This is a genomic window from Pseudomonas sp. MF06569 (assembly GCF_059862735.1).
In genome coordinates, this window is record NZ_JCBCUZ010000006.1 from 124,176 (window position 1) to 143,852 (window position 19,677).

Below are 19,677 nucleotides of genomic sequence, written 5' to 3' on the forward strand. Positions count from 1 at the left end.
GCTTGCGAAGCTCTGCAGGCCTTCGCGAGCGGGCTCGCTCCCTCAGGTCAGAAATCCCAGCGAGTGGTCAGCATGAAGTTGCGTGGCTCACCATAAATCGCCGAGTTATAGAACCCGATGTTGGTGTAGTAGTACTTGTCGAAAACGTTATTGACGTTGAGCGTGGTCGACAGGTTTTTAGTGAATTGATAACGGGTCATCAGATCCACAATCCAGTAGGGCTTTTGCGAGAAGTCTTCGTACCTGTCCTTGGGGCTGTTGTACATCTCTTGCCAGGCTGTGCTCTGCCAGCGTGCGCCACCGCCCACGGAGACTTTGTTCAGATCGCCCTTGAGTTTGTAGATGGTGTAGAAACTGAGCTGGTCTTCGGGTTCAAAGGTCGAAATCTTTTTGCCCGTGTCATCGCGCACCACCTTGTGGGTGTATCCGCCCTGCAGGCTCCAGCCAGGGCTCAGCTCACCGGATATTTCCAGCTCGTAGCCCTTGGTTTTTGCCGAGGTGCCCTTGAACGCGTAGTTGGGCGGGGTGGGCGACAGGTTGTTCCAGGCGTCATCGGGGATGGGGCGATTGCTTTCCTTGACTTCAAAGTACGCCAGGCTGGCGTTCAGGCGGCCATCGAAAAACTCGCTCTTGAGGCCGATTTCATAGTTTTCACCCTCGTCCGGATCAAGCATCTTGCTGTTGCGATCCAGGTTGTAGAACTCTTGGGGCATGAATACATCGGTGTAGCTGGCGTACGCCGTCAAGTAGTCAGTCAGGTCATAGGTGACGCCCGCGTAGGGGATCAGGCGCCCCGACTCGCGGTAAGTATTGGTGGTGCCGGTGAGGGTGTAGTTGACCACTCGACCGCCCAGAAAGACTTTCAAGTCATCGGTGACATTCAGGCGTGTGGTGGCGTACATGCCTGTCTGGCGCACGGTGTCGTCGCTGATTTGGGACGCGCTGCCCCAGTCAGGTTTGGCCAGGTGCCCGTCCCAGTTAAAGTAATCGACGAGGTTGGGTGTGGAGAACGTGACGTCCCAGTAGCCTTTGCCTTTCCAGTTCGCGGTACTGATCGAGCCACCCAGCACCAGTTCATGCTCTCGTCCCAGAAAATCGTAGGGACCGCTGACATAAATGTCAGCCGCGTCGCTGACGGTTTCGCCCTTGTAGCGCTGTGCGTTGATTTTGGCGGTGCCATCAGCGGCAGGCTGGTTGAACTGGATGGCCCCTAGCTGGGCATCGTAGCCATTGATCTTGTGGTCCAGTTGCAGCTTGCCCACCCAGCCACTGCCCAGATCCTGTTCCAGGGTCGCGAAGACGGTGCGGGTGTATTGCTGCCAACTGCTCCAGTCGGTGGCGTTGCTGAACGAGCGTTTGGCGCTGTTGATCTCGCCCGCGTAGTTGTAGAGCGGAAAACTCCCCGACCAGGTAGAGCCCTGGGGTTTGTTGTCCTGATAGTCGGCACCCACGGTCAGCAATGTGTCGGGTGTCACGTCGACTTCGAGGATGCCGTAGAACACCGAACTCTGGTTCGAGTAGCGGTCGATATATGACTGCCGGTCCTGATAGGCCGCGACTGCGCGACCTCGCACATTTCCGGTTTCGGTCAATGGGCCGCTGAGGTCCACTTCCGTGCGGTAGTTGTCCCAGGAACCTGCGCCTGCGGTGATATGGCCGTGAAAATCGCTGGTGGGTTTTTTGCGTACCAGGTTGATGGTGCCCCCCAGCGACCCCGCACCGCTGAGCAGGCCGGAGGCGCCCTTCAGCACCTCGATGCGGTCATAGATCGCCATGTCACTCAGGGTGTTGCCTGCCGAGTAGGCAACGTTGCGCACGGCGGAGGGAATGCCGTCGTACTGGAAGTTGTTGATCGAAAAACCGCGGGAGTAGTAGTTGGTCCGGTCAGTGTCATAGGCCGACACGGTGATGCCGGGTGTATGGCGCATCACGTCGTCGACATTGTCGAGTGCGAAGTCATCCATGTGCTGACGGGTGATCACGCTGATCGATTGCGGCGTTTCCCGGGGTGTCAGTACCAGGCGGGTGGCCGTTGCAATCGCCCCAGGCGTGTAGGAGCCGGTGCCTTCGGTCACGGTGCCCAACTGGTTGGTGATGACTTGAGTGGCTCCCAACTCCAGCGGCGAGTCAGTGGCGTGAGCGACCAGAACATAGCCTCCGTTGCTCTGGCGCTGCGCTTGCAGCCCGCTGTTGGCGAGCAGGCGGTCCAGACCTTCCTCGACGCTGTATGAACCCTCAAGCCCGCCGGTGTTGAGGTGTCGGGCCTGTTCAGTGTCGAACGAAATAGTGACCCCTGCCTGTACGCCAAATTGGGTCAGTGCATTGCCCAGGGGGCCGGGGGCAATCTGATAAACCGTCTGGCTTTGCGCGCAGGCCTGAGTGGGCATCAGTGCCAGACCGGACAGGCTGGCAAGGGACGCACCCAGCACTGCCAGGCGAACAGCGCGCCTTATTTTAGGGGTGGCATGGAGGGGGAGCGGGGGCATTCGGTGATCCTTGCGTTGTCATGGCAGAATTTCGCTGTAGTCGCGACTTATGTCATTGACGGATGAGAATCGAAATCAGCAAGGTTAAAGTTCAAAACAATAGGGATTGAGCTTATGCCGGTTCGACACTGGCCCAGTAGCGAGTCAGGAAACGCACTTTCACCGGCAGGGTTTTACCCAGGTTCTCCAGTATCGTTTCGGTGTCATCGATACGAAACGCCCCCGAGATACGCAGGCCCTGAACGGACGAAGCGCAGCGCAGAACGCCCGGGCGATAACGTTCCAGCGCCTCGATAAAGTCGCCCAGGCGCCAGTCGTCCACGCTCAACATGCCCTTGACCCAGGCCGTTGAGGCAGCAGGCAAGCCCTCGATTGCATCCACGTCATCACGGTCGAAAGTGACTTTTTGCCCGGCCTCGAGGCGCACGGGCTGATCGCTGTGCCCGTGTGGACGAATCTCCACTGCCGATTGCTCTACGCCGACCCGCGTCTGTTCGGGCAACTGGCGAACACTGAACCGGGTGCCGAGGGCGCGCACGCTGCCGTCCTGGGTGTGGACGATAAATGGACGCTGGTCAGGGTCCTTGGCGGTCTGCACCAGAATTTCGCCGCGATGCAGGCGGATCAACCGTTGTGTTGAATCGAAGTGGATATCCAGTGCGGTGTCGACGTTCAGTTCCACTTGCGAACCATCGTCCAGGCGCAGTGAGCGTCGTTCGCGGATGTGGGTGCGGTGCTCGGCAAGCATCGAGCGATACGGCACGTGCTCCGCTGCCAGCCATGAACTGCTGCCTGCGGCCAACAACAGGCCCACTATTTTCAGCACATCGCGGCGTTGAGCTTTCGCGGCATCGAGGCTGGAGAGGGCGGCTTCCTGGGGCATCATTGCCCATTGGCGCTGAAACCTTTCGAGCCGCGCCCAGGCCGCTTCATGTTGCGGGCTGGAGGTCAGCCAGGCTTGCCAGGCACGGGTGCGGGTCTCGTCGGCAGTACCGTCATTGAGCTGCACATACCAGGTGGCAGCGGCCTCGAGCGCCTTGAGGTCCGGGGAAGGGGGCATCAACTGTCGACCAGCAACAGGCAGCGGGTCATGGCGCGAATCAAATGGTTTTTCACCGTTGTAACCGACACCATGAAGCGCTCGGCGGCGGCAACATAACTCAAGCCTTCGAGCTGCACGGCGAGGAAAATTTCCCGTGTTCTGGGGCCCAGTTCATCGAGCAGGCTGTCGATAGAAATCAGCGTTTCGATAATCGACAGGCGTATCTCGGGCGAAATATCCACAGGTTCGGGCTTGAGTGCCAGCGCCTGCAGATAGGCTTGCTCAATGGTGCGGCGACGAACCTTGTCGATCAACAGCGAGCGGGCAATCGCACTCAGATAACCACGCGGCTCACGAATGGGAATGTCATGACGTGCCGTCATGACCCGCAGGAACGTGTCCTGGGCCAGGTCGCAGGCATCCGCCGTATTGCCCAGACGCACGCGCAACCAGCCCTTTAGCCAACTGTTGTGATCGCTGTACAACCGATGAAGCACTGAAGGGTCGAGCGCCGACATAATGAGGCAACCAAAATGTAATTGGTAATCGATCGCATTATTGTGATGGCAGAGTGTTTATGCAAGGGGGTTTTCTGTGGAGGGCGATGGCTGGCTGGATCCCGACTTGGTTTTACTCATTTTTCTGGGGACCCCCAAAAAATCTCCGAACAGGTGGGTTCACAACGTGTAACACCACGCCAAGGGACTTGCGCTTTTAAGTGTGTAGTGTGTGTATAAATAAATTGCACCATTGTTCGATGGTGTGTAGCGTACACACTAGTGCAGGGGTGGCTGAGTGCGAAGTCGTGAAGTTATCGAGTTGTTGGTGGCGGATGGATGGTTTGAGATAGCGGTCAAAGGAAGCCACCATCAGTTCAAGCATCCAGCCAAGGCAGGGCGGGTAACTGTTCCTCATCCCAAGTCTGAAATTGCGAAAGGGACGCTGCACAACATTCTAAAATCCGCAGGTCTCAAAGGAGAGTTACGGTCATGAAATTCCCAGTTGTAATACATAAAGATGCCGATTCCGATTTCAGCGTGACGGTACCTGATGTACCCGGCTGCTTTTCTGCGGGTGGCACTTTTTCAGAAGCGTTGGACAACGTGCAGCAGGCGCTGGCTTTGCATCTGGAAGGTGTTGTGGCGGATGGCGGCGAACTGCCCCAGGGCAAGGATGTGGATGCTCACCTTGAGAATCCGGATTATGTCGGTGGGATTTGGGCCGTGGTTGACTTCGATTTGACTCCTTATCTTGGGAAGTCGGTTCGATTCAACGCGTCATTACCTGAAAACCTGTTGCTGCGCATTGATGAACGAGTCAGCAAGGATCACCGCTACGCATCGCGTTCGGGTTTTCTGGCCACAGCCGCATTGCGCGAGCTGAGTGTTCAGGGCTTTTGATCGTGGGAAAACGCTTTTAGCGAGCCTCCCAAACCCCGGAAACAAAAAAGGCCCACCTTTCGGTGAGCCTCTTTCGGTGTTGCGTATGGTGCCGGCACCAAGAGTCGAACTCGGGACCTACTGATTACAAGTCAGTTGCTCTACCAACTGAGCTATACCGGCGTTATGGGCGACGAGTATACCCGGATGTTTGAGCTTGTAAACCCCTGATAACAGACTATTTTCACGATTCGCGCCGAGGCTCGCTGAAGTACTGGCGCAAGTGCTCGACCGTGACCCGTACTTTCGCTGAATTGGCCAGCGGTGCAGCGTAAACGGCCCAGATATTTGCTTGTTGGCTGTAGTCCTGAAGAATGTGCACCAATTTGCCGTTTTCGAGGCTTTTGCGCACGTCCCACTGCGAGCGCAGCAAGATCCCTCGACCGTCTATTCCCCATTGATGCACCACTTCACCGTGGTTGGCCGACAGGGCGCCGGTCACTTTCACGCTTTCTTCGCCCTCTGGTCCCTGCAAGCGCCAGAGCCCGAACGGATGGTCGCGCTCTTTGATGACCAGGCATTCATGGCCTGACAGTTCTGCCAACGTGCGGGGTTCGCCGTGGCGTTGCAGGTAGTCAGGGCTGGCGCAGAGCACGCGGGCGTTGTTGGCCAGCAGTTTGGCAATCAGGTTGGGCGCAATGTGGTCGCCGATTCGGATGTCCAGGTCGTAGCCTTCTTCAATCAAATCCACCAGACGGTCAAACATATCGAAGCGGATATCCAGCGCTGGGTAGCGTTGCGACAGTGCTGAAAGCGCGGGGCCAACATGGCGTCGACCCAGCCCGAAACTGCTGACGATATGTAACTGTCCCCGAGGTTCCTGATGCAGTGCCGAGACTTCGTCGCTCATTTGCTCAACGGCATCAAAAATATGCAAAGCCCAGTGATAGACACGTTCACCATCATCGGTGACGGCCACGCGACGGGTGGTGCGATGCAACAGGCGCACGCCAATACTGTGCTCCAGCAGTTGTATGCGCTTGCTCACATAGGCCGGTGAAACCCCTAACTCGCTGGCGGCGGCGGCAAAGCTGGAGCGCCGCGCCACGACCACGAATACCCGCAGGTCGTCGAGATTCGGCAGATTGTTCACGAATCGTGTCTTATCCATCAACGTTTCACCTGATTATCTTTGCAGGCTCGCTTTATATCATGGGCCCACTTCTCCTCATCAAGAGTCAGCCCCATGAGCAAGACATTCAGAATTGCGGCCATCGCCGGTGACGGCATTGGTAACGAAGTACTGCCCGAAGGCCTGCGTGTTGTGGAGGCCGCCGCCAAAAAGTGGGACCTGAACCTGTCGATTGAAACCTTTGAGTGGGCCAGTTGCGATTACTACGAGCGTCATGGGCAGATGATGCCGGACAACTGGTTCGAGCAGCTCAAGGGCTTCGACGCCATCTTCTTTGGCGCCGTGGGCTGGCCGGACAAAGTGCCTGATCACATCTCGCTGTGGGGCTCGCTGCTCAAATTTCGCCGTGAGTTTGATCAATACGTGAACATTCGCCCGGTGCGGTTGTTCCCCGGCGTGGCATGCCCGCTGGCAGGGCGTGAGCCGGGTGATATCGACTTTGTAGTGATTCGCGAAAACACCGAAGGCGAATATTCCTCGGTGGGCGGGCGGATGTTTGAAGGCACTGAAAACGAATTGGTCCTGCAAGAATCCGTGTTTACCCGACGCGGCGTAGACCGGATTCTTAAATACGCTTTCGAAGTGGCCAAGGAGCGTCCACGCAAGCACGTGACCTCGGCCACCAAATCCAACGGTATTTCCATCAGCATGCCGTACTGGGACGAGCGCACTGAAGCGATGGCTGCACACTATCCACAGGTCAGCTGGGACAAGCAGCACATCGACATTCTGTGCGCCCGTTTCGTACTGCAACCCGACCGGTTTGATGTGGTGGTGGCGTCTAACCTGTTCGGCGACATCCTGTCGGACCTGGGGCCGGCCTGCGCGGGCACTATTGGTATTGCGCCTTCGGCCAACCTCAACCCGGAGCGTAACTTTCCTTCACTGTTCGAGCCGGTTCACGGTTCGGCGCCGGATATTTCCGGGCAAAACATCGCGAACCCGATCGCCATGGTCTGGTCGGGCGCACTGATGCTGGAGTTCTTGGGTAAGGGTGATGACCGTTATCAGGCTGCCCATGACGCTATTTTGCGCGCCATTGAGGATGTGATTGCCAGTGGTCCGAAGACGCCGGATCTGGGCGGCACGGCCTCGACTCAGGACGTCGGAAAAGCCATTGCCGCAGCCCTGGGCAACTGATCAGCCTGATTGCATGGCTCAAGACTTGTGGGAGCGGGCTTGCTCGCGATGGTCTGGCGCTGGTTTACCTGACAGACCGCTGCGCTTGCATCGCGAGCAAGCCCGCTCCCACAGAAGCGTGATGTGCCCCAAAAAATCGGTTACAGACTGAATCCCAGCTCAAACAACGTGCCGCTGGCATCGCTCACCACCCGCACCTGGCCGCCATGCAACTGCATGATCGAATGCACAATCGCCAGGCCCAGGCCGCCAGAGTCACCCGGTTGTGCCCGTGACGGGTCTGCCCGGTAAAAGCGGTCGAACAGTCTGTCGATATGTTGCGGATCGATCGCCGGGCCAAGGTTATGCACGCCAATCCAGCAAACCCCGGCCTCGTCGCGCCGTAGCAAGCGTACGGTCGAACCGGGCTGGGCATGGCGCACGGCATTAGCCAGCAGGTTGCCCAATGCCCGTTGCAGCAGTTGCTGATCGGCCATCAGCGACCCGCCGAGCTGATTGTCCAGGTGCAATTGACGATCCTCGGCCAGCGCCTCGAAGTAATCACACAGCCCGTCACCCACCTCAGCAAGGTCCAGCACTTGCAGCTGCAACGGGCGCTGGCCGTGTTCGGCGCGGGCGAGAAACATCAGGTTTTCTGCCATGCGATTGAGCCGTTCATATTCTTCGATATTCGACGCCAGTACCTCCTGGTACTCGGTCGGGCTGCGTGACTGGTTCAGTGCCAGGCTGTTGCTACCCAGCAAGTTGTGCAACGGCGTACGAATTTCATGGGCCAGGTCGGCGGAGAACTGCGACAACCGTGCAAAGCTGTCTTCCAGGCGCGCGAGCATGGCGTTGAGTGCCTGTACGGGCTCTTTGAGTTCGGCAGGTACGTTGTCAGCGGCCATGCGTTGATCAAGGCTGCGTGGGTCGATGCCAGCCATGGCGTGGGTCAGTTCGCGTAAAGGTGTGAGGCCGCGACGCAGCAGGAGCAGGCCAAGACCGAAAGCCAGCAAGGCACCCAATCCCACCGCGCCGTATAGACGCATGCGATAGCTGGCGAGCATTTGCTCACGCTCATCAAGACGCTTGCCTACGGTTACTCTCAAGGTTTCCCCGGCGGGACCTTGCGCCATCCCGGCCAGCAACACGGTAGTGTCTGCGGTTTTGATATCCGAGCGCCGGGGAGCTTGTGCTTGAGCAATCGGCTGCACAGGGGGCAAGGCTTGTTGATGGGGGTTGATGGCAATGAGCGGGGTGCCGTCCTCGCGGTTGACCAGCAACACGCTGTCCAGGTTGCCCAGCATGTTTTGATACAGGCGGGGGCGTTCCTGCAGGGCTTCCAGGCTGTCGCTGTCGTGCAACAGCGCACGGACCTGTTCAAGGCGCCCCAGCAACGCCTGATCGTCACGAAACGCCAGTTCCGAGGCCAGTGAGCGATACAGAAACACTCCGATCACACTCAGCACCAGTGCGCAGGTCAGGGCAATCGCCAGCGCCAGACGCCAGGCGATGGATTTACTCATCGGGCGCTTCCAGCTGATACCCGACCCCGCGCACGGTGTGGATAAGTTTGGGCATATAGGGGTCGTCGACCTTGGCGCGCAATCGGCGCACGGCGACTTCGACCATATTGGTGTCGCTGTCGAAGTTGAGGTTCCAGACCTGGGAAGCGATCAAGGTGCGTGACAAGACTTCGCCCTGGCGGCTGGCCAGCAGTTGCAGAAGCGAGAACTCCTTGTTGGTCAGGCTGATGCGCTGGCCGCCCCGGCTGACGCGGCGGCGCAGCACGTCGATTTCAAGATCGGCGATGGCATACGACTCGGCTTCGCGCATGGGACCACGGCGCAGCAAGGTACGAACCCGGGCGAGCAGCTCGGCAAAGGCAAATGGCTTGAGCAGATAATCGTCTGCGCCCAATTCAAGGCCGCGCACGCGGTCTTCGATGGCATCCCGGGCGGTTAAAAACAGGACCGGCGTGGCACCGCGCTGGCGAATCAGCTGCAGCAATTGCCAGCCATTGAGCCCCGGCAGCATCACGTCGAGGATGATCAGGTCGTATTCCTGCTGCTCGACAAAGTAACGGCCGTCCAGCCCGTTCAGTGCCACATCCACCGCAAAGCCTGACTCCTTGAGGCCCTTGGCCAGGAAATCTGCCGTCTTGGCTTCGTCTTCAACCACTAACAAACGCATCGCACACCTCGATCAATCGTCTGCACAGGCTAGGCGCCTTCGGGTGTGTTGCCTATTACAAACTTGTAATGCAACTGACGGAGTTCTGACGAGGGTCGCTGGTTAAGGTGGGCGCATTCGTACAGGAGCTAGCCAATGATGCTGAAAACCTTGTTGTTGTGGACTGCCGTTGGCGTTGCCGGCGTGGCCCAGGCCGCCCCGAATCTGGTGCGCCATGCCGATCTGGATCTGGTCACCGCCCGCCAGTTGGCGGATGCGGCCCTCAAGCACTGCACCGGTGCGCTGAGCGTGCTGGACCGTGGTGGCAACGTGCTGATGTCGATGCGTCCAGAGAGTGTTGGCCCGCACAACCTGCTGGCCAGCCAGCGCAAAGCCTACACGGCGCTGTCGACCAAAACCCCGACCCGATTGTTTGCCGAGCGTGCACGCAGCAATCCTGAGGCGAGCAACCTTAATTCCATCGCCGAACTGTTGTTGTTGGGAGGGGGTGTGCCGCTGTTTGCCGAAGGCGAACTGGTGGGAGCCATTGGCGTGGCCGGTGCTGGCGGTGCGGAGCAGGACGAAGCCTGCGCAATAAAAGCGGCGCAACAGATTGGCCTGACGACTCAACGCTGAGTTGATTGTTTTTTAACCATTATTAGAGGATGACCGATGAAATCTTTGCGAATCACTTTGGCGGCTTTGAGCCTGAGCGCTGTGTCGAGCCTGACACTGGCCGCTGGCAACCCGTTGAGCGTACACGTGCTCAACCTTGAAAACGGCCTGCCGTCACCGGGGGTCAACGTGACCCTGGAAAAACACGTGGGTAAAGACTGGCAGCCGCTGGCTCAGGGCGTGACCAATGAACAAGGTCGTATTGGCGAACTGTTCCCGGCCAAACAAGCGTTCGAGGCGGGTGAATATCGGGTGGTGTTCAAGACCGGTGAGTACTTCAAGAAAGCTGGCCACGAGACGTTCTTCCCGGAAATTCCGGTGATTTTTGAAGTGAAAAACGCCGATCAGCATTACCACATTCCGCTGCTGCTCAGCCCGTACGGCTTCTCGACGTACCGCGGTTCGTAGGCCTGCAACAACCTGTGTGGGAGCGGGCTTGCTCGCGATGGGATCGCTGTGGTTTACCTGTCAGACCGCAGCGCCTGAATCGCGAGCAAGCCCGCTCCCACAGGGTTATCCACAGCGCTGCGCAAGCACCATCAAATTACGCGGCGTCAGATGGCTGTCGCAGAACTCGCCGACCTGTACTTCATAGCCGTTTTCCTTCAGGTACAGCGCTCGATCGAGCACCAGCCACACCTCCAGCGGGCGACGGAAAAGCCCGCGCACCAACTCCAGATTGCGCACCTGTGCCAGTCGTTTCCAGCCTGCTGCTTCCAGTGCCGACCAATCTTCCCTGCCGCTTGTGGATAAGTTCTTCAGCGCTGCCAAATCTTCGCAGTACTCGGCAAAGGGCTTGTTCAGCCAGGTACTCGGCAGCGAAGGTGTGGATAAATATTCATCGCACTGACGGTGCTGACGCTGCCACAGATCAAAACCCAAACGCCGCGCCATCGACTCGTCGCGCAGGCGCCTAACACGGGCGCCAGCGGTCACGGTCTCGCTCATGGGCAGGCTCAGGTCCTCCAGTGACAGTTGCAAGTGCGAAGCCCTGGCGGCTGTGGATAACGGCTGATAGTGCGGCGCGCTGATGCGGTTGTAGCAGCAAGGCGACACGGCAAGTTGTCCACAGCCCGCCGCGCACGCCAGTTGCAGCAGGCGCACATGCAAATCGCCGCAGGCATGCAGCGCCACCGGGGTCATCCCGGGGGTGAGCTGCAAGGCCGCTTCGGGCGCGAGCACATCCTGTTGCACATGGCGCACGGCCAAGTGATGGCGCTGGCTGAGTTGCTGGCCGGACTCGATCAATGCCGGGTCATATTCCAGGCACGTCAGTTGTTGCCCGGGGCTTAGCACCCGACGACCCAAGTGGCCTTTGCCCGAGCACCAGTCCAGCCAGTGGGCGGGGATTTGCTTGAAGGTGAGGCTCTGGGCGAAGGCTTCAATCTGTTGCCACTTGCGTCCCGGCACGTCCACCTGCAAACGCTGGCTAGCGGGCGCAAGCGGCTGGGTGGGCAGGCGGTCAACCGAACTCAGGGCGAGGGAAGTCGCCGCCAGTTCAGGGAACGGCGCAGGGGCAGGCAAGTGTTGGGGGTGGTTGTGACTGGCTTCGGCGTCTTGCAACGAACGCTGGCGCAACCAGTGCGCCAGTTCGGGGTGTTGCGCTTCCCACGGCAGGTTCAGATGAGTGAATGGCCGTGGGCGCCACAGGTGCTGGTGGTCGTGCAAAAACCTGTCCAGCGCCTCAAAGCGGGCGAGCAGCGGCTCGCCCTCGTGGTCAGCGGCCCTGGCAGGCATCGACGCGCAACCAGCGCTCCAGCAGCTTGAACCCCTGGATCAGTACAAACGACATCAGCAGGTAGATCGCCCCTGCGGTCAGGAACATGTCCACGGTCAGGTAGTTGCGGGCGATGATGGTGCGCGTCATGCCGGTCAGTTCCAGCAGGGTCACGGTACTCGCCAGCGAGCTGGCCTTGAGCATCAGGATCACTTCGTTGCTGTATGCCGGCAGGCCGATGCGCGTGGCGCGGGGCAGGACGATATGCACCAGGGTCTTGAAGCGCGACATGCCCAGGGCCCGTGCAGCCTCGATTTCACCCGGCGGGATGGCCTGGATCGCGCCGCGCAGGATCTCGGCGATGTAGGCGGCGGTGTGCAGGGTCATGGTGATGATCGCGCACCAGAACGGACTACGCAGATACGGCCACAACGCGCTTTCACGCACCAGATCGAACTGTGCCAGGCCGTAATAGACCAGAAACAGCTGGATCAGCAGTGGCGTGCCACGGAAGAAAAAGATGTAGGCGTAAGGCAGCGAACGCACATACCAGAGTTTGGATGAGCGGGCGATGCCCAGGGGGATGGCCACGATCAGACCGGCGATCACCGAAATTGCAGTCAGCTCCAGGGTCAGTGTCGCGCCCTGCATCAGCTTGGGCAGCCATTTGAGGATTACTTCCCACTCCATTACGTCCTCCTCACGAAGCCGCGCGCTGCGCGTTTTTCAAGCACGTGCATGGTGCCCATGGCCAGTACGGTCAGGCCCAGGTACATCACGGCTGCCACCATGTAGAAGGTGAACGGGTGTTTGGCGAAGGTCACGGCGTTTTGTGCCTGACGCATGATTTCTTCCAGACCGATGACCGACACCAGCGCGGTATCTTTCATCAGGATCATGAACAGGTTGCCCAGGCCGGGCAGGGCGATACGCCACATTTGTGGCAGAACCAGCTTGGTGAAGATCCGCGGTTTGGACAAACCCAGTGCCATGCCCGCTTCGCGGTGGCCTTTGGGGATGGCCAGAATGGCGCCGCGAAACACTTCGGTGGCATAGGCACCAAAGCACAGGCCCAAGGCGAGTACACCCGCCGCGAAGGCGCTCAGGGTGAGTTCGGGCATGCCGATGTATTCGCCGATGGCGCGCACCAGATTCACGCTGCCGAAGTAAATCAGCAACACCCAGAGCAGTTCGGGAACACCACGAACCAGGGTCGAATAGGCGCCGCCCAACCATCTAAGCGGTTTGTAGGGGGATGTTTTGGCCAAGGCACCGAGCAATCCGAGCACCAGGCCCAGACACAGCGCAGTAAGTGCCAGTTTGACGGTCATCAGCGCGCCAGCGGCAAGCGCCGGGCCGAATCCGTATAGATCGATAGTCATGGGGTAGGCAGGCTTTGCTAGGGACTGTCGCGCCCGCAGGCGCGACGGTCAGGCAGGTCAGTAGATGCTGAACGGGAAGTACTTGTCGTTGATCTTCTTGTACGTGCCGTCTTCAACGATTTGCTTGAGGGCCAGGTTCAGCTTGGCGCGCAGTTCGTTGTCGCCTTTACGCAGGGCAATGCCGACTTTGTCGTCTTCGTTGACCGGTTCACCCTTGAACTCGTAAGCCTGGCCAGCCGGGCTTTTGAGCCAGTCGTAGTTGGCGTACTTGTCTGCCAGCAAGGCATCTACACGGCCCGAAGTCAGGTCGAGGTAGGCGTTTTCCTGGGTGTCGTACAAGGAGATGGTCGCGTCGGTGCCCAGGTTGTCATCCAGCCAGGTTGCGGCCTGAGTTGAACGCTGGGTGCCCAGGGCCTTGCCCTTGAGGGACGCGATGTCGGTTTTGAAGTCGACTTTTTTCGGTGCGATGAACTGCTGCTTGTTGGAGTAGTACGGGTCGGTGAAATCGACCGCTTGTTTGCGTTCGTCAGTGATCGACAGCGAAGACACGATGAAATCGTATTTTTTGGCGTTCAGGGCCGGGATGATGCCGTCCCAGTCGGACGTGACGATCTCGCACTCGGCTTTCATCTTGGCGCACAGAGCCATCGCGATATCGGGGTCGAAGCCCACGACTTCGCCACTGGCGTTTTTGTTATTGAACGGTGGGTAAGCACCCTCAATCCCTACTTTGTACTTATCAACAGCCAGGGCGTTGGCGCTGAAAACCAGTGTGGCGGCAGCGGCCATGAGAAGCTTTTTATAGTTCTGCATTCGTGTTGCTCCGTTAGCGGTTGCTGGACATGAATTGTTTACAGCGCGCCGAAACCGGGTTGTCGAACACCTGTTCTGGCGACCCTTGCTCTTCGATCAGGCCCTGATGCAAAAACACTACTTCGCTGGACACCTGACGGGCAAAGCCCATTTCGTGGGTGACCAACAGCATAGTGCGACCTTCTTCGGCGAGCGCGCGGATCACACTAAGTACTTCTTGAACCATTTCCGGGTCAAGTGCCGATGTCGGTTCATCGAACAGAATGACTTTGGGCTGCATGGCCAGCGTGCGGGCAATTGCCGCGCGTTGTTGCTGGCCGCCGGACAATTCGGATGGATAGGCATGGCGCTTTTCGCCAATGCCGACCTTGGCCAGCAATGCTTCGGCGACTTCGATGGCCTCGGCCTTGCTCTGGCCCAGCACCCGACGCGGAGCCTCGATAATGTTGTCGAGGATGGTCATGTGCGGCCACAGGTTAAAGTTTTGAAATACAAAACCCAGTTCACTGCGCATGCGGTTGATCTGCTTGCCGTCGGCCGCGATCAGTTCGCCATTTTTGGCTTTCTTGAGTTTGAGCTCTTCACCGGCGACCAGGATCTGGCCGTCGTGGGGGTTTTCCAGCAGGTTGATGCAGCGCAACAGGGTGGATTTGCCGGAACCGGAAGAACCCAGGATCGAGATCACGTCGCCGTCGCGTGCGGTCAGCGAGATACCTTTAAGTACCTCAAGCTCGCCGTAGCGTTTGTGCAAGTTGCGGATTTCAAGCGCGGGCGTGGCCAAAGCCATGTGCGTTCCTCATTGTGTTCGGGTGCGATCCTGCTGTTGGGCGGCCTTCCTGGCGCAGGCCAAGCTAGCATAGGGTTGCAGAGGCAACCAGCCGCCCTGAAGACACAAAAGACGTGAGGGTGGCAGTTTGTCGCATCGCTACAGCAGAGTGTCGCGCCGACAACAACCGACCCCGTATTTCGCCGTTCGGCCAGACAGGTGTCGCTTAAAAAAGGTCGCGATGTTGCCAGCTTTGGCCCGGTGTTGGAAGCGCGAACCTACTAAAGGTTAAAGATGTGCACTGCTTTTGGGCCATATGGGCAATTTTGGGTATTTTTGGTGCGCCGAGAGCCTGGGAACTGAGTGTTACGGTAACAAATGGGCGAAAAGCCATTACGCTCAATGGGTTGCGGTGTGTGTTGCAAATCGTTGCAGCCCGCGGAAACCGTGCATTTGTCACATTCTGGCTCAGTTATTGCGTCAAAGATTCTAAACGCCCCGTTGGTTACTTTTTACGAAAGTCAACGCGGGTGCTCGGAATGGCTTCAATGAAAGGTAGTCCCAATGAGCAATACGCAATCCTCTAATGGTCTGGAACAAGGGCTTAAGCCACGGCATGTGACCATGCTGTCGATTGCCGGAGTCATCGGTGCCGGTTTGTTTGTCGGCTCCGGACACGCGATTGCCCAAGCAGGTCCAGCTGTGCTGCTGGCTTATGCCGCAGCAGGCACCCTGGTGGTACTGGTGATGCGCATGCTGGCCGAAATGGCCGTGGCATCCCCTGACACCGGTTCGTTCTCCACTTACGCCGACCGTGCCATCGGGCATTGGGCCGGTTTCACCATCGGCTGGCTGTACTGGTGGTTCTGGGTACTGGTTATCCCGCTGGAAGCCGTCGCCGCCGGTACCATCTTGCATGCATGGTTCCCTGACACGGCGATCTGGGTATTTACCCTGGTCATTACCCTGTTGCTGACGGTCACCAACTTGTTTAGCGTCAAGAACTACGGTGAGTTCGAGTTCTGGTTTGCCCTGGTCAAAGTGCTGGCGATCATTGGCTTCATTATCTTGGGTCTACTGGCGATTTTCGGCTTCCTGCCTACCAGTCAGGTCAGCGGTGTGGCGCATCTGTCCGATACCATCGGCTTTATGCCCAACGGCATGGGCGCCGTACTGGCTGCCATGTTGACCACCATGTTCTCGTTCATGGGGACTGAAATCGTCACCATCGCGGCGGCGGAGTCCAAGGATCCAAGCAAGCAAATCACCAAGGCCACCAACTCGGTGATCTGGCGCATTGGCTTGTTCTACCTCGTATCGATCTTCATCGTTGTGGCCCTGGTGCCGTGGAACGACCCGGCGCTTGCACAGTTGGGCTCCTACCAGACCGTACTTGATCGCATGGGTATCCCGAATGCCAAGCTGATCGTTGATATCGTGGTATTGATCGCGGTAACCAGCTGCCTGAACTCGGCGCTCTACACCTCCTCGCGGATGCTTTACTCCCTGAGCAAGCGCGGTGACGCACCGGCTGCGGCCAAACGCACCAATGCTGCGGGCACGCCTTACTGGGCGGTGATGATGTCCACCGGCGCAGCTTTTGTAGCGGTATTCGCCAACTACGTGGCTCCGGCTGCGGTGTTCGAGTTCCTGCTGGCCAGCTCTGGCGCCATTGCGCTGTTGGTTTACCTGGTGATTGCCGTGTCGCAACTGCGCATGCGCCAAAAGCGTACGGCTCTGGGCGAGAATATCTCTTTCAAGATGTGGCTGTTTCCGGGGCTGACCTACGCGGTGATCGTCTTCATCGTGGCTATTCTGACGATCATGTTGTTCCAGGAAGCCCATCGCGTTGAAATCATGGCTACCGGTTTGCTGAGCATTCTGGTGGTGTCGGCGGGCCTGCTGGTGGCACGTCGTCGTCGTATTGAGAAGTTGGGGGCAACGGTACTCAACTGAGGCCAGGACGGTTCTTGCGGTTGAGTCACCAAAAAAACCGCCATCCTTAGGGATGGCGGTTTTTTTATGGGCGTTGAATTTGCTGAGTCCTGTCAGAGCATTCTTGACACGGTAAAGCGAAATTCGCTGCCTTCTCCCGGCGTGCTTTGCGCTACTAGCTGGCCGCCATGGGCCTTGATAATGCCCTGGGAAATGTACAGCCCCAACCCTGTGCCCAGCGCGTTGCCTTCTTTTGCTGTCCAGTATCGATCGAAGATGTGCGGCAACTGCTCGGGGGCAATACCCTTGCCCGAGTCCCGCACGCTGAAGACGATATCGTCGCCGTTGGACATGGCCACCACGCCGATTTTGCCTTGCGCCGGGGTGAACTTGATCGCATTGCCGATCAGGTTGGACAAGACCTGAAACAGACGCTCCGGGTCGGCATTGATTTTCAGGTCGGGTTCGGCGTGAAAGGTCAGCTCCACCGCTTTGTCCAGCGCCAGCGGCGCAAGCAGCGATAGTGCCTCTTCAAACATCTGGGTTACATCCAGCGGTTGCGGGCTGATGGTGTAGCGCCCGGCCTCGATTTTCGAAGTGTCCAGCAGGTCATCAAGCAGCACGCTCATGCGGCTGCTGGCCTGTTGCATGGTGTCGATGGCCGACGTGATACGCCGCGAGGTGTGCGGGCCCTCGCTGCTGAAGGCCTTTTGCATCATGCCGCAGAGCATTGAAATGATGGTCATGGGGTTGCGCAGGTCGTGGGACACCACCGCCACCAGTTCGTCCCGTGCCCGTACAGCCTGTTGCTCTCGCAGCACCTGGCGCGACAGGTCGTTTTCCAGGGCCGAGCGGCGCAGGTCATTGGCGGCAAACAGATCACCGTGGCTCCATTGTGCAGAGATGCCGTCCATCTCGACCTTCCAGATTTCGAAAGAGGTGCGCGGGCTCAAGCGCAGGCCATTGCTGCCCGCTTCAAGGTTAAGCGGCTTGTTGGGGTCGCCGCTCCACTTGATGCTTTCTTTGACTTCACTTCGAAACCACAACACGGCGTTGTCCACAGGCTTGGGCAGGGTCATGGCCAGCAAGCCGCTGGCAATGTCCTTGTACTGCGCAGCCGGGGCATGGAGTGCGCTGAGGTTGTGGGTGGACAAGACTGGCTGGCCACTGTCCTTGAACCATTGGTACAGCCCGCGAATATCTTCTGAAGACGGGCACTGGCCATAACGGTGCAGCACCTTGTCTTCCAGAATGGCCACGCCGCTGGCACCGGTCAGTGCCATCAATGCTTCAGGCATGTGCGCCAGGCCATCAAACACGGCTTCGGTGCTTTGCACCATTGCCTTGTTCAGGCGCACCAGGGCATCCATTTTGGCTTCGCGTTGGCGGCTGATCTCCAGCGTCTGCAGGGCGCTGATTTGCAGGGACAGTACCTGGCCGATGGTTTGGCAGGCCATGCGCAGTTCATGGGGCACATGCAGTGTCTGGCGGTGCCCGCAACTGATCAGGCCCCACAGGCGGTCGCCGTCCATCAACGAAATGCTCATGGATGACAGCACGCCCATGTTTTTCATGTACTGGCAGTGAATCGGTGAAACGCTGCGCAATACGGCTCCGCTCAGGTCCAGCGCCTCGCCGGTGTCGGGGCGCAGTTCGGGAATCAGCGGTACTGGCTGGTAGTCGGCATTGGGAATGATGCGCAGCCAGTGGGTGCGGTAAAGCTCGCGGGCTTGCTCAGGGATGTCGGAGGCCGGGAAAAACATCCCATTGAACAACTCCATCGCGGGAGAGGATGCTTCGGCAATGACCTGGCCGTGGCCTTCATCCTGGAAGCGATAGATCAGCACCCGATCGTAGCCCGTCAGCGCCTGAATTTCGCGAACGCAAATTTCATACAGCGCGGGGAGAGTCTTGGCGGATTGCAGGCGTTGCAGCATGCGGCTCAGGTTGCGCACTTTGTTCATTGTGCTGTGGATTTCTGATGCATCGGGCTTGAGCTCAAGCTCCAGCACCAGAATGCCCTGGTCGCGGTGCAGCAGGCCTTCGTATTCGCGCCCCAGCAGGCTCAAGGCCAAAGGCGGCGCATCGGTCAGCGTGTCATGGGCGCCAGCTTGCTGTACCGCGTCAGCCGCTTCAGAGCCAGTAAGAGCGGCCAGTGGCAGCCCCAGCAGTGATTCGGCACTGTGGCCGAACATGGTCTGCACATTGCGACTGACTTGTTGAATGCGCAGGTCGGGCTGCGACAGTGTCACCAACAGGCCGTGGGGTTGAATGGCCCCAGGAAAGCGGATGGGTTCATCAGCACAATTGGCCAGCAAGCGTTCAAAGGCTTGAGGGTCCTGTGGATTCATAACAAAACCTCCTGTCGTTCGAGCCATTGCTCGAAGCAGCTAAACGTAGAGCAGGCGGCCTGTACGGCTTCGCCTCGCGCTTGAGCGTCGAGGGGTACGCTGCCCAGAAAATCCATGAATGCCTTCCATTGCCGTCCTGTTGCTTCGCCGTACACGTAAAGAAAAGCGCAGCCGTTGTGTGCATCAAGGCCCAGGCGTTCCGACATCTGCTTGCGCAGCACATTACCGCCCAGGGTTGCGCCTTCGAGCACATACAGCACACCCAGAACGCTGGCCGGGCTGGAGAGTGCGGGGAGGGTGTCGCACAGCGCGAGCGACTGGGTGTTGACCCCCAGAGCCTGCAGGTCCCGATGCAGTGCGGGCGTCTTGAGCCGTGCATGCAGATCAAAGCCGGGTGTCAACCAGGGGCTGTGTTGCAGCCGATCTTCCAGCTCGTGATAGAACCCGTAGTAGGCGCTCAACAGGCGCTTATAGCGTTCGAGATCGAGGGTGTCGCAGAAGAACGGCAGGCGTTTTTCAAGGGCGACATGAAGTGTTTGAGTGCCAGAACGCAGCGCGTTCAGAGCGGGCGATACCGCTGATAAAGTTTGGTCTTGTGGCATGCCTTGTAAGAGGGCTCCCTGTGTGCGCGAGAAGTCGACGCTCAAG

19 protein-coding genes and 1 tRNA gene are annotated in these 19,677 nt (G+C 58.6%); 6 read left to right on the plus strand and 14 right to left on the minus strand.

All coding sequences use genetic code 11. The features are described 5' to 3' along the window. Nucleotides 1-47: 47 nt before the first annotated feature. The 3 genes from AC19YQ_RS08650 to AC19YQ_RS08660 form a co-directional block, all read right to left on the minus strand. The gene (locus AC19YQ_RS08650) at nt 48-2,486 is read right to left on the minus strand and encodes a TonB-dependent siderophore receptor (protein ID WP_500594937.1); all 2,439 of its coding nucleotides are present in this window, start codon (nt 2,484-2,486) and stop codon (nt 48-50) included. Nucleotides 2,487-2,598: 112 nt separating this feature from the next. Next, nucleotides 2,599-3,546, minus strand: a complete 948-nt coding sequence (locus AC19YQ_RS08655) for a FecR domain-containing protein (RefSeq protein WP_500594938.1) — start codon at nt 3,544-3,546, stop codon at nt 2,599-2,601. After that, nucleotides 3,546-4,046 (minus strand): sigma-70 family RNA polymerase sigma factor, encoded by a 501-nt coding sequence (locus AC19YQ_RS08660; RefSeq protein ID WP_339477102.1) that lies wholly within the window; start codon nt 4,044-4,046, stop codon nt 3,546-3,548. The genes AC19YQ_RS08655 and AC19YQ_RS08660 overlap by 1 nt, the downstream gene beginning before the upstream one ends. Before the next feature lie 277 nt (nt 4,047-4,323). Between AC19YQ_RS08660 and AC19YQ_RS08665 the strand changes: the two genes are divergently transcribed. Continuing rightward, on the plus strand, nt 4,324-4,521 hold the full coding sequence (locus tag AC19YQ_RS08665; protein WP_219262563.1) for a type II toxin-antitoxin system HicA family toxin: 198 nt from the start codon (nt 4,324-4,326) through the stop codon (nt 4,519-4,521). Then, nucleotides 4,518-4,928 carry a type II toxin-antitoxin system HicB family antitoxin gene (locus tag AC19YQ_RS08670; RefSeq protein WP_219262562.1) on the plus strand — a complete coding sequence of 137 codons (411 nt, stop codon included), beginning with the start codon at nt 4,518-4,520 and terminating at the stop codon, nt 4,926-4,928. The genes AC19YQ_RS08665 and AC19YQ_RS08670 overlap by 4 nt, the downstream gene beginning before the upstream one ends. An 86-nt stretch (nt 4,929-5,014) precedes the next feature. Here the strand turns inward: AC19YQ_RS08670 and AC19YQ_RS08675 are convergent. After that, a tRNA-Thr gene (locus AC19YQ_RS08675) sits at nt 5,015-5,090 on the minus strand. Nucleotides 5,091-5,151: 61 nt separating this feature from the next. Next, the gene (locus AC19YQ_RS08680; protein ID WP_339477105.1) at nt 5,152-6,078 is read right to left on the minus strand and encodes a LysR substrate-binding domain-containing protein; all 927 of its coding nucleotides are present in this window, start codon (nt 6,076-6,078) and stop codon (nt 5,152-5,154) included. A gap of 75 nt (nt 6,079-6,153) precedes the next feature. Here AC19YQ_RS08680 and AC19YQ_RS08685 point away from each other — a divergent pair, with 75 nt between their 5' ends. Continuing rightward, nucleotides 6,154-7,239: a tartrate dehydrogenase gene (locus AC19YQ_RS08685; RefSeq protein WP_219262561.1), complete on the plus strand. Its 1,086-nt coding sequence runs from the start codon at nt 6,154-6,156 to the stop codon at nt 7,237-7,239. 140 nt (nt 7,240-7,379) lie between these two features. Here AC19YQ_RS08685 and AC19YQ_RS08690 read toward each other — a convergent pair whose 3' ends face one another. Continuing rightward, nucleotides 7,380-8,744, minus strand: a complete 1,365-nt coding sequence (locus AC19YQ_RS08690; protein WP_500594939.1) for a heavy metal sensor histidine kinase — start codon at nt 8,742-8,744, stop codon at nt 7,380-7,382. After that, nucleotides 8,737-9,411, minus strand: coding sequence for a heavy metal response regulator transcription factor (locus tag AC19YQ_RS08695; protein WP_133079103.1), 675 nt, complete (start codon nt 9,409-9,411; stop codon nt 8,737-8,739). Before AC19YQ_RS08695 ends, AC19YQ_RS08690 begins: the two co-directional genes overlap by 8 nt. A 135-nt stretch (nt 9,412-9,546) precedes the next feature. Between AC19YQ_RS08695 and AC19YQ_RS08700 the strand changes: the two genes are divergently transcribed. Beyond that, a complete protein-coding gene (locus tag AC19YQ_RS08700; RefSeq protein WP_339477110.1) occupies nt 9,547-10,026 on the plus strand; it encodes a GlcG/HbpS family heme-binding protein in 480 nt (159 codons plus the stop codon). A gap of 36 nt (nt 10,027-10,062) precedes the next feature. Beyond that, on the plus strand, nt 10,063-10,473 hold the full coding sequence (gene uraH / locus AC19YQ_RS08705; protein WP_019824778.1) for a hydroxyisourate hydrolase: 411 nt from the start codon (nt 10,063-10,065) through the stop codon (nt 10,471-10,473). A gap of 105 nt (nt 10,474-10,578) precedes the next feature. Here uraH and AC19YQ_RS08710 read toward each other — a convergent pair whose 3' ends face one another. The 5 genes from AC19YQ_RS08710 to AC19YQ_RS08730 are packed head-to-tail and all read right to left on the minus strand — an operon-like array spanning nt 10,579 to nt 14,764. Next, nucleotides 10,579-11,802, minus strand: coding sequence for a methyltransferase (locus AC19YQ_RS08710; protein ID WP_500594940.1), 1,224 nt, complete (start codon nt 11,800-11,802; stop codon nt 10,579-10,581). After that, entirely contained in the window at nt 11,783-12,472 is a 690-nt protein-coding gene (locus AC19YQ_RS08715; protein ID WP_046810328.1) for an ABC transporter permease, read from the minus strand. Before AC19YQ_RS08715 ends, AC19YQ_RS08710 begins: the two co-directional genes overlap by 20 nt. Beyond that, nucleotides 12,472-13,164, minus strand: a complete 693-nt coding sequence (locus AC19YQ_RS08720; RefSeq protein WP_133079107.1) for an ABC transporter permease — start codon at nt 13,162-13,164, stop codon at nt 12,472-12,474. Before AC19YQ_RS08720 ends, AC19YQ_RS08715 begins: the two co-directional genes overlap by 1 nt. Nucleotides 13,165-13,221: 57 nt before the next feature. Beyond that, on the minus strand, nt 13,222-13,977 hold the full coding sequence (locus AC19YQ_RS08725; protein ID WP_019824783.1) for an ABC transporter substrate-binding protein: 756 nt from the start codon (nt 13,975-13,977) through the stop codon (nt 13,222-13,224). Between the two features lie 13 nt (nt 13,978-13,990). Continuing rightward, nucleotides 13,991-14,764: an ABC transporter ATP-binding protein gene (locus AC19YQ_RS08730; RefSeq protein ID WP_133079108.1), complete on the minus strand. Its 774-nt coding sequence runs from the start codon at nt 14,762-14,764 to the stop codon at nt 13,991-13,993. Between the two features lie 543 nt (nt 14,765-15,307). Between AC19YQ_RS08730 and gabP the strand changes: the two genes are divergently transcribed. Continuing rightward, the gene (gabP, locus tag AC19YQ_RS08735) at nt 15,308-16,699 is read left to right on the plus strand and encodes a GABA permease (RefSeq protein WP_133079109.1); all 1,392 of its coding nucleotides are present in this window, start codon (nt 15,308-15,310) and stop codon (nt 16,697-16,699) included. 92 nt (nt 16,700-16,791) lie between these two features. On the opposite strand, the gene AC19YQ_RS08740 is transcribed toward gabP, so the two are convergent. Beyond that, nucleotides 16,792-19,029: an ATP-binding protein gene (locus AC19YQ_RS08740; protein ID WP_500594941.1), complete on the minus strand. Its 2,238-nt coding sequence runs from the start codon at nt 19,027-19,029 to the stop codon at nt 16,792-16,794. Then, nucleotides 19,026-19,631, minus strand: coding sequence for a biliverdin-producing heme oxygenase (locus tag AC19YQ_RS08745; RefSeq protein ID WP_500594956.1), 606 nt, complete (start codon nt 19,629-19,631; stop codon nt 19,026-19,028). The genes AC19YQ_RS08740 and AC19YQ_RS08745 overlap by 4 nt, the downstream gene beginning before the upstream one ends. Nucleotides 19,632-19,677 lie beyond the last annotated feature (46 nt).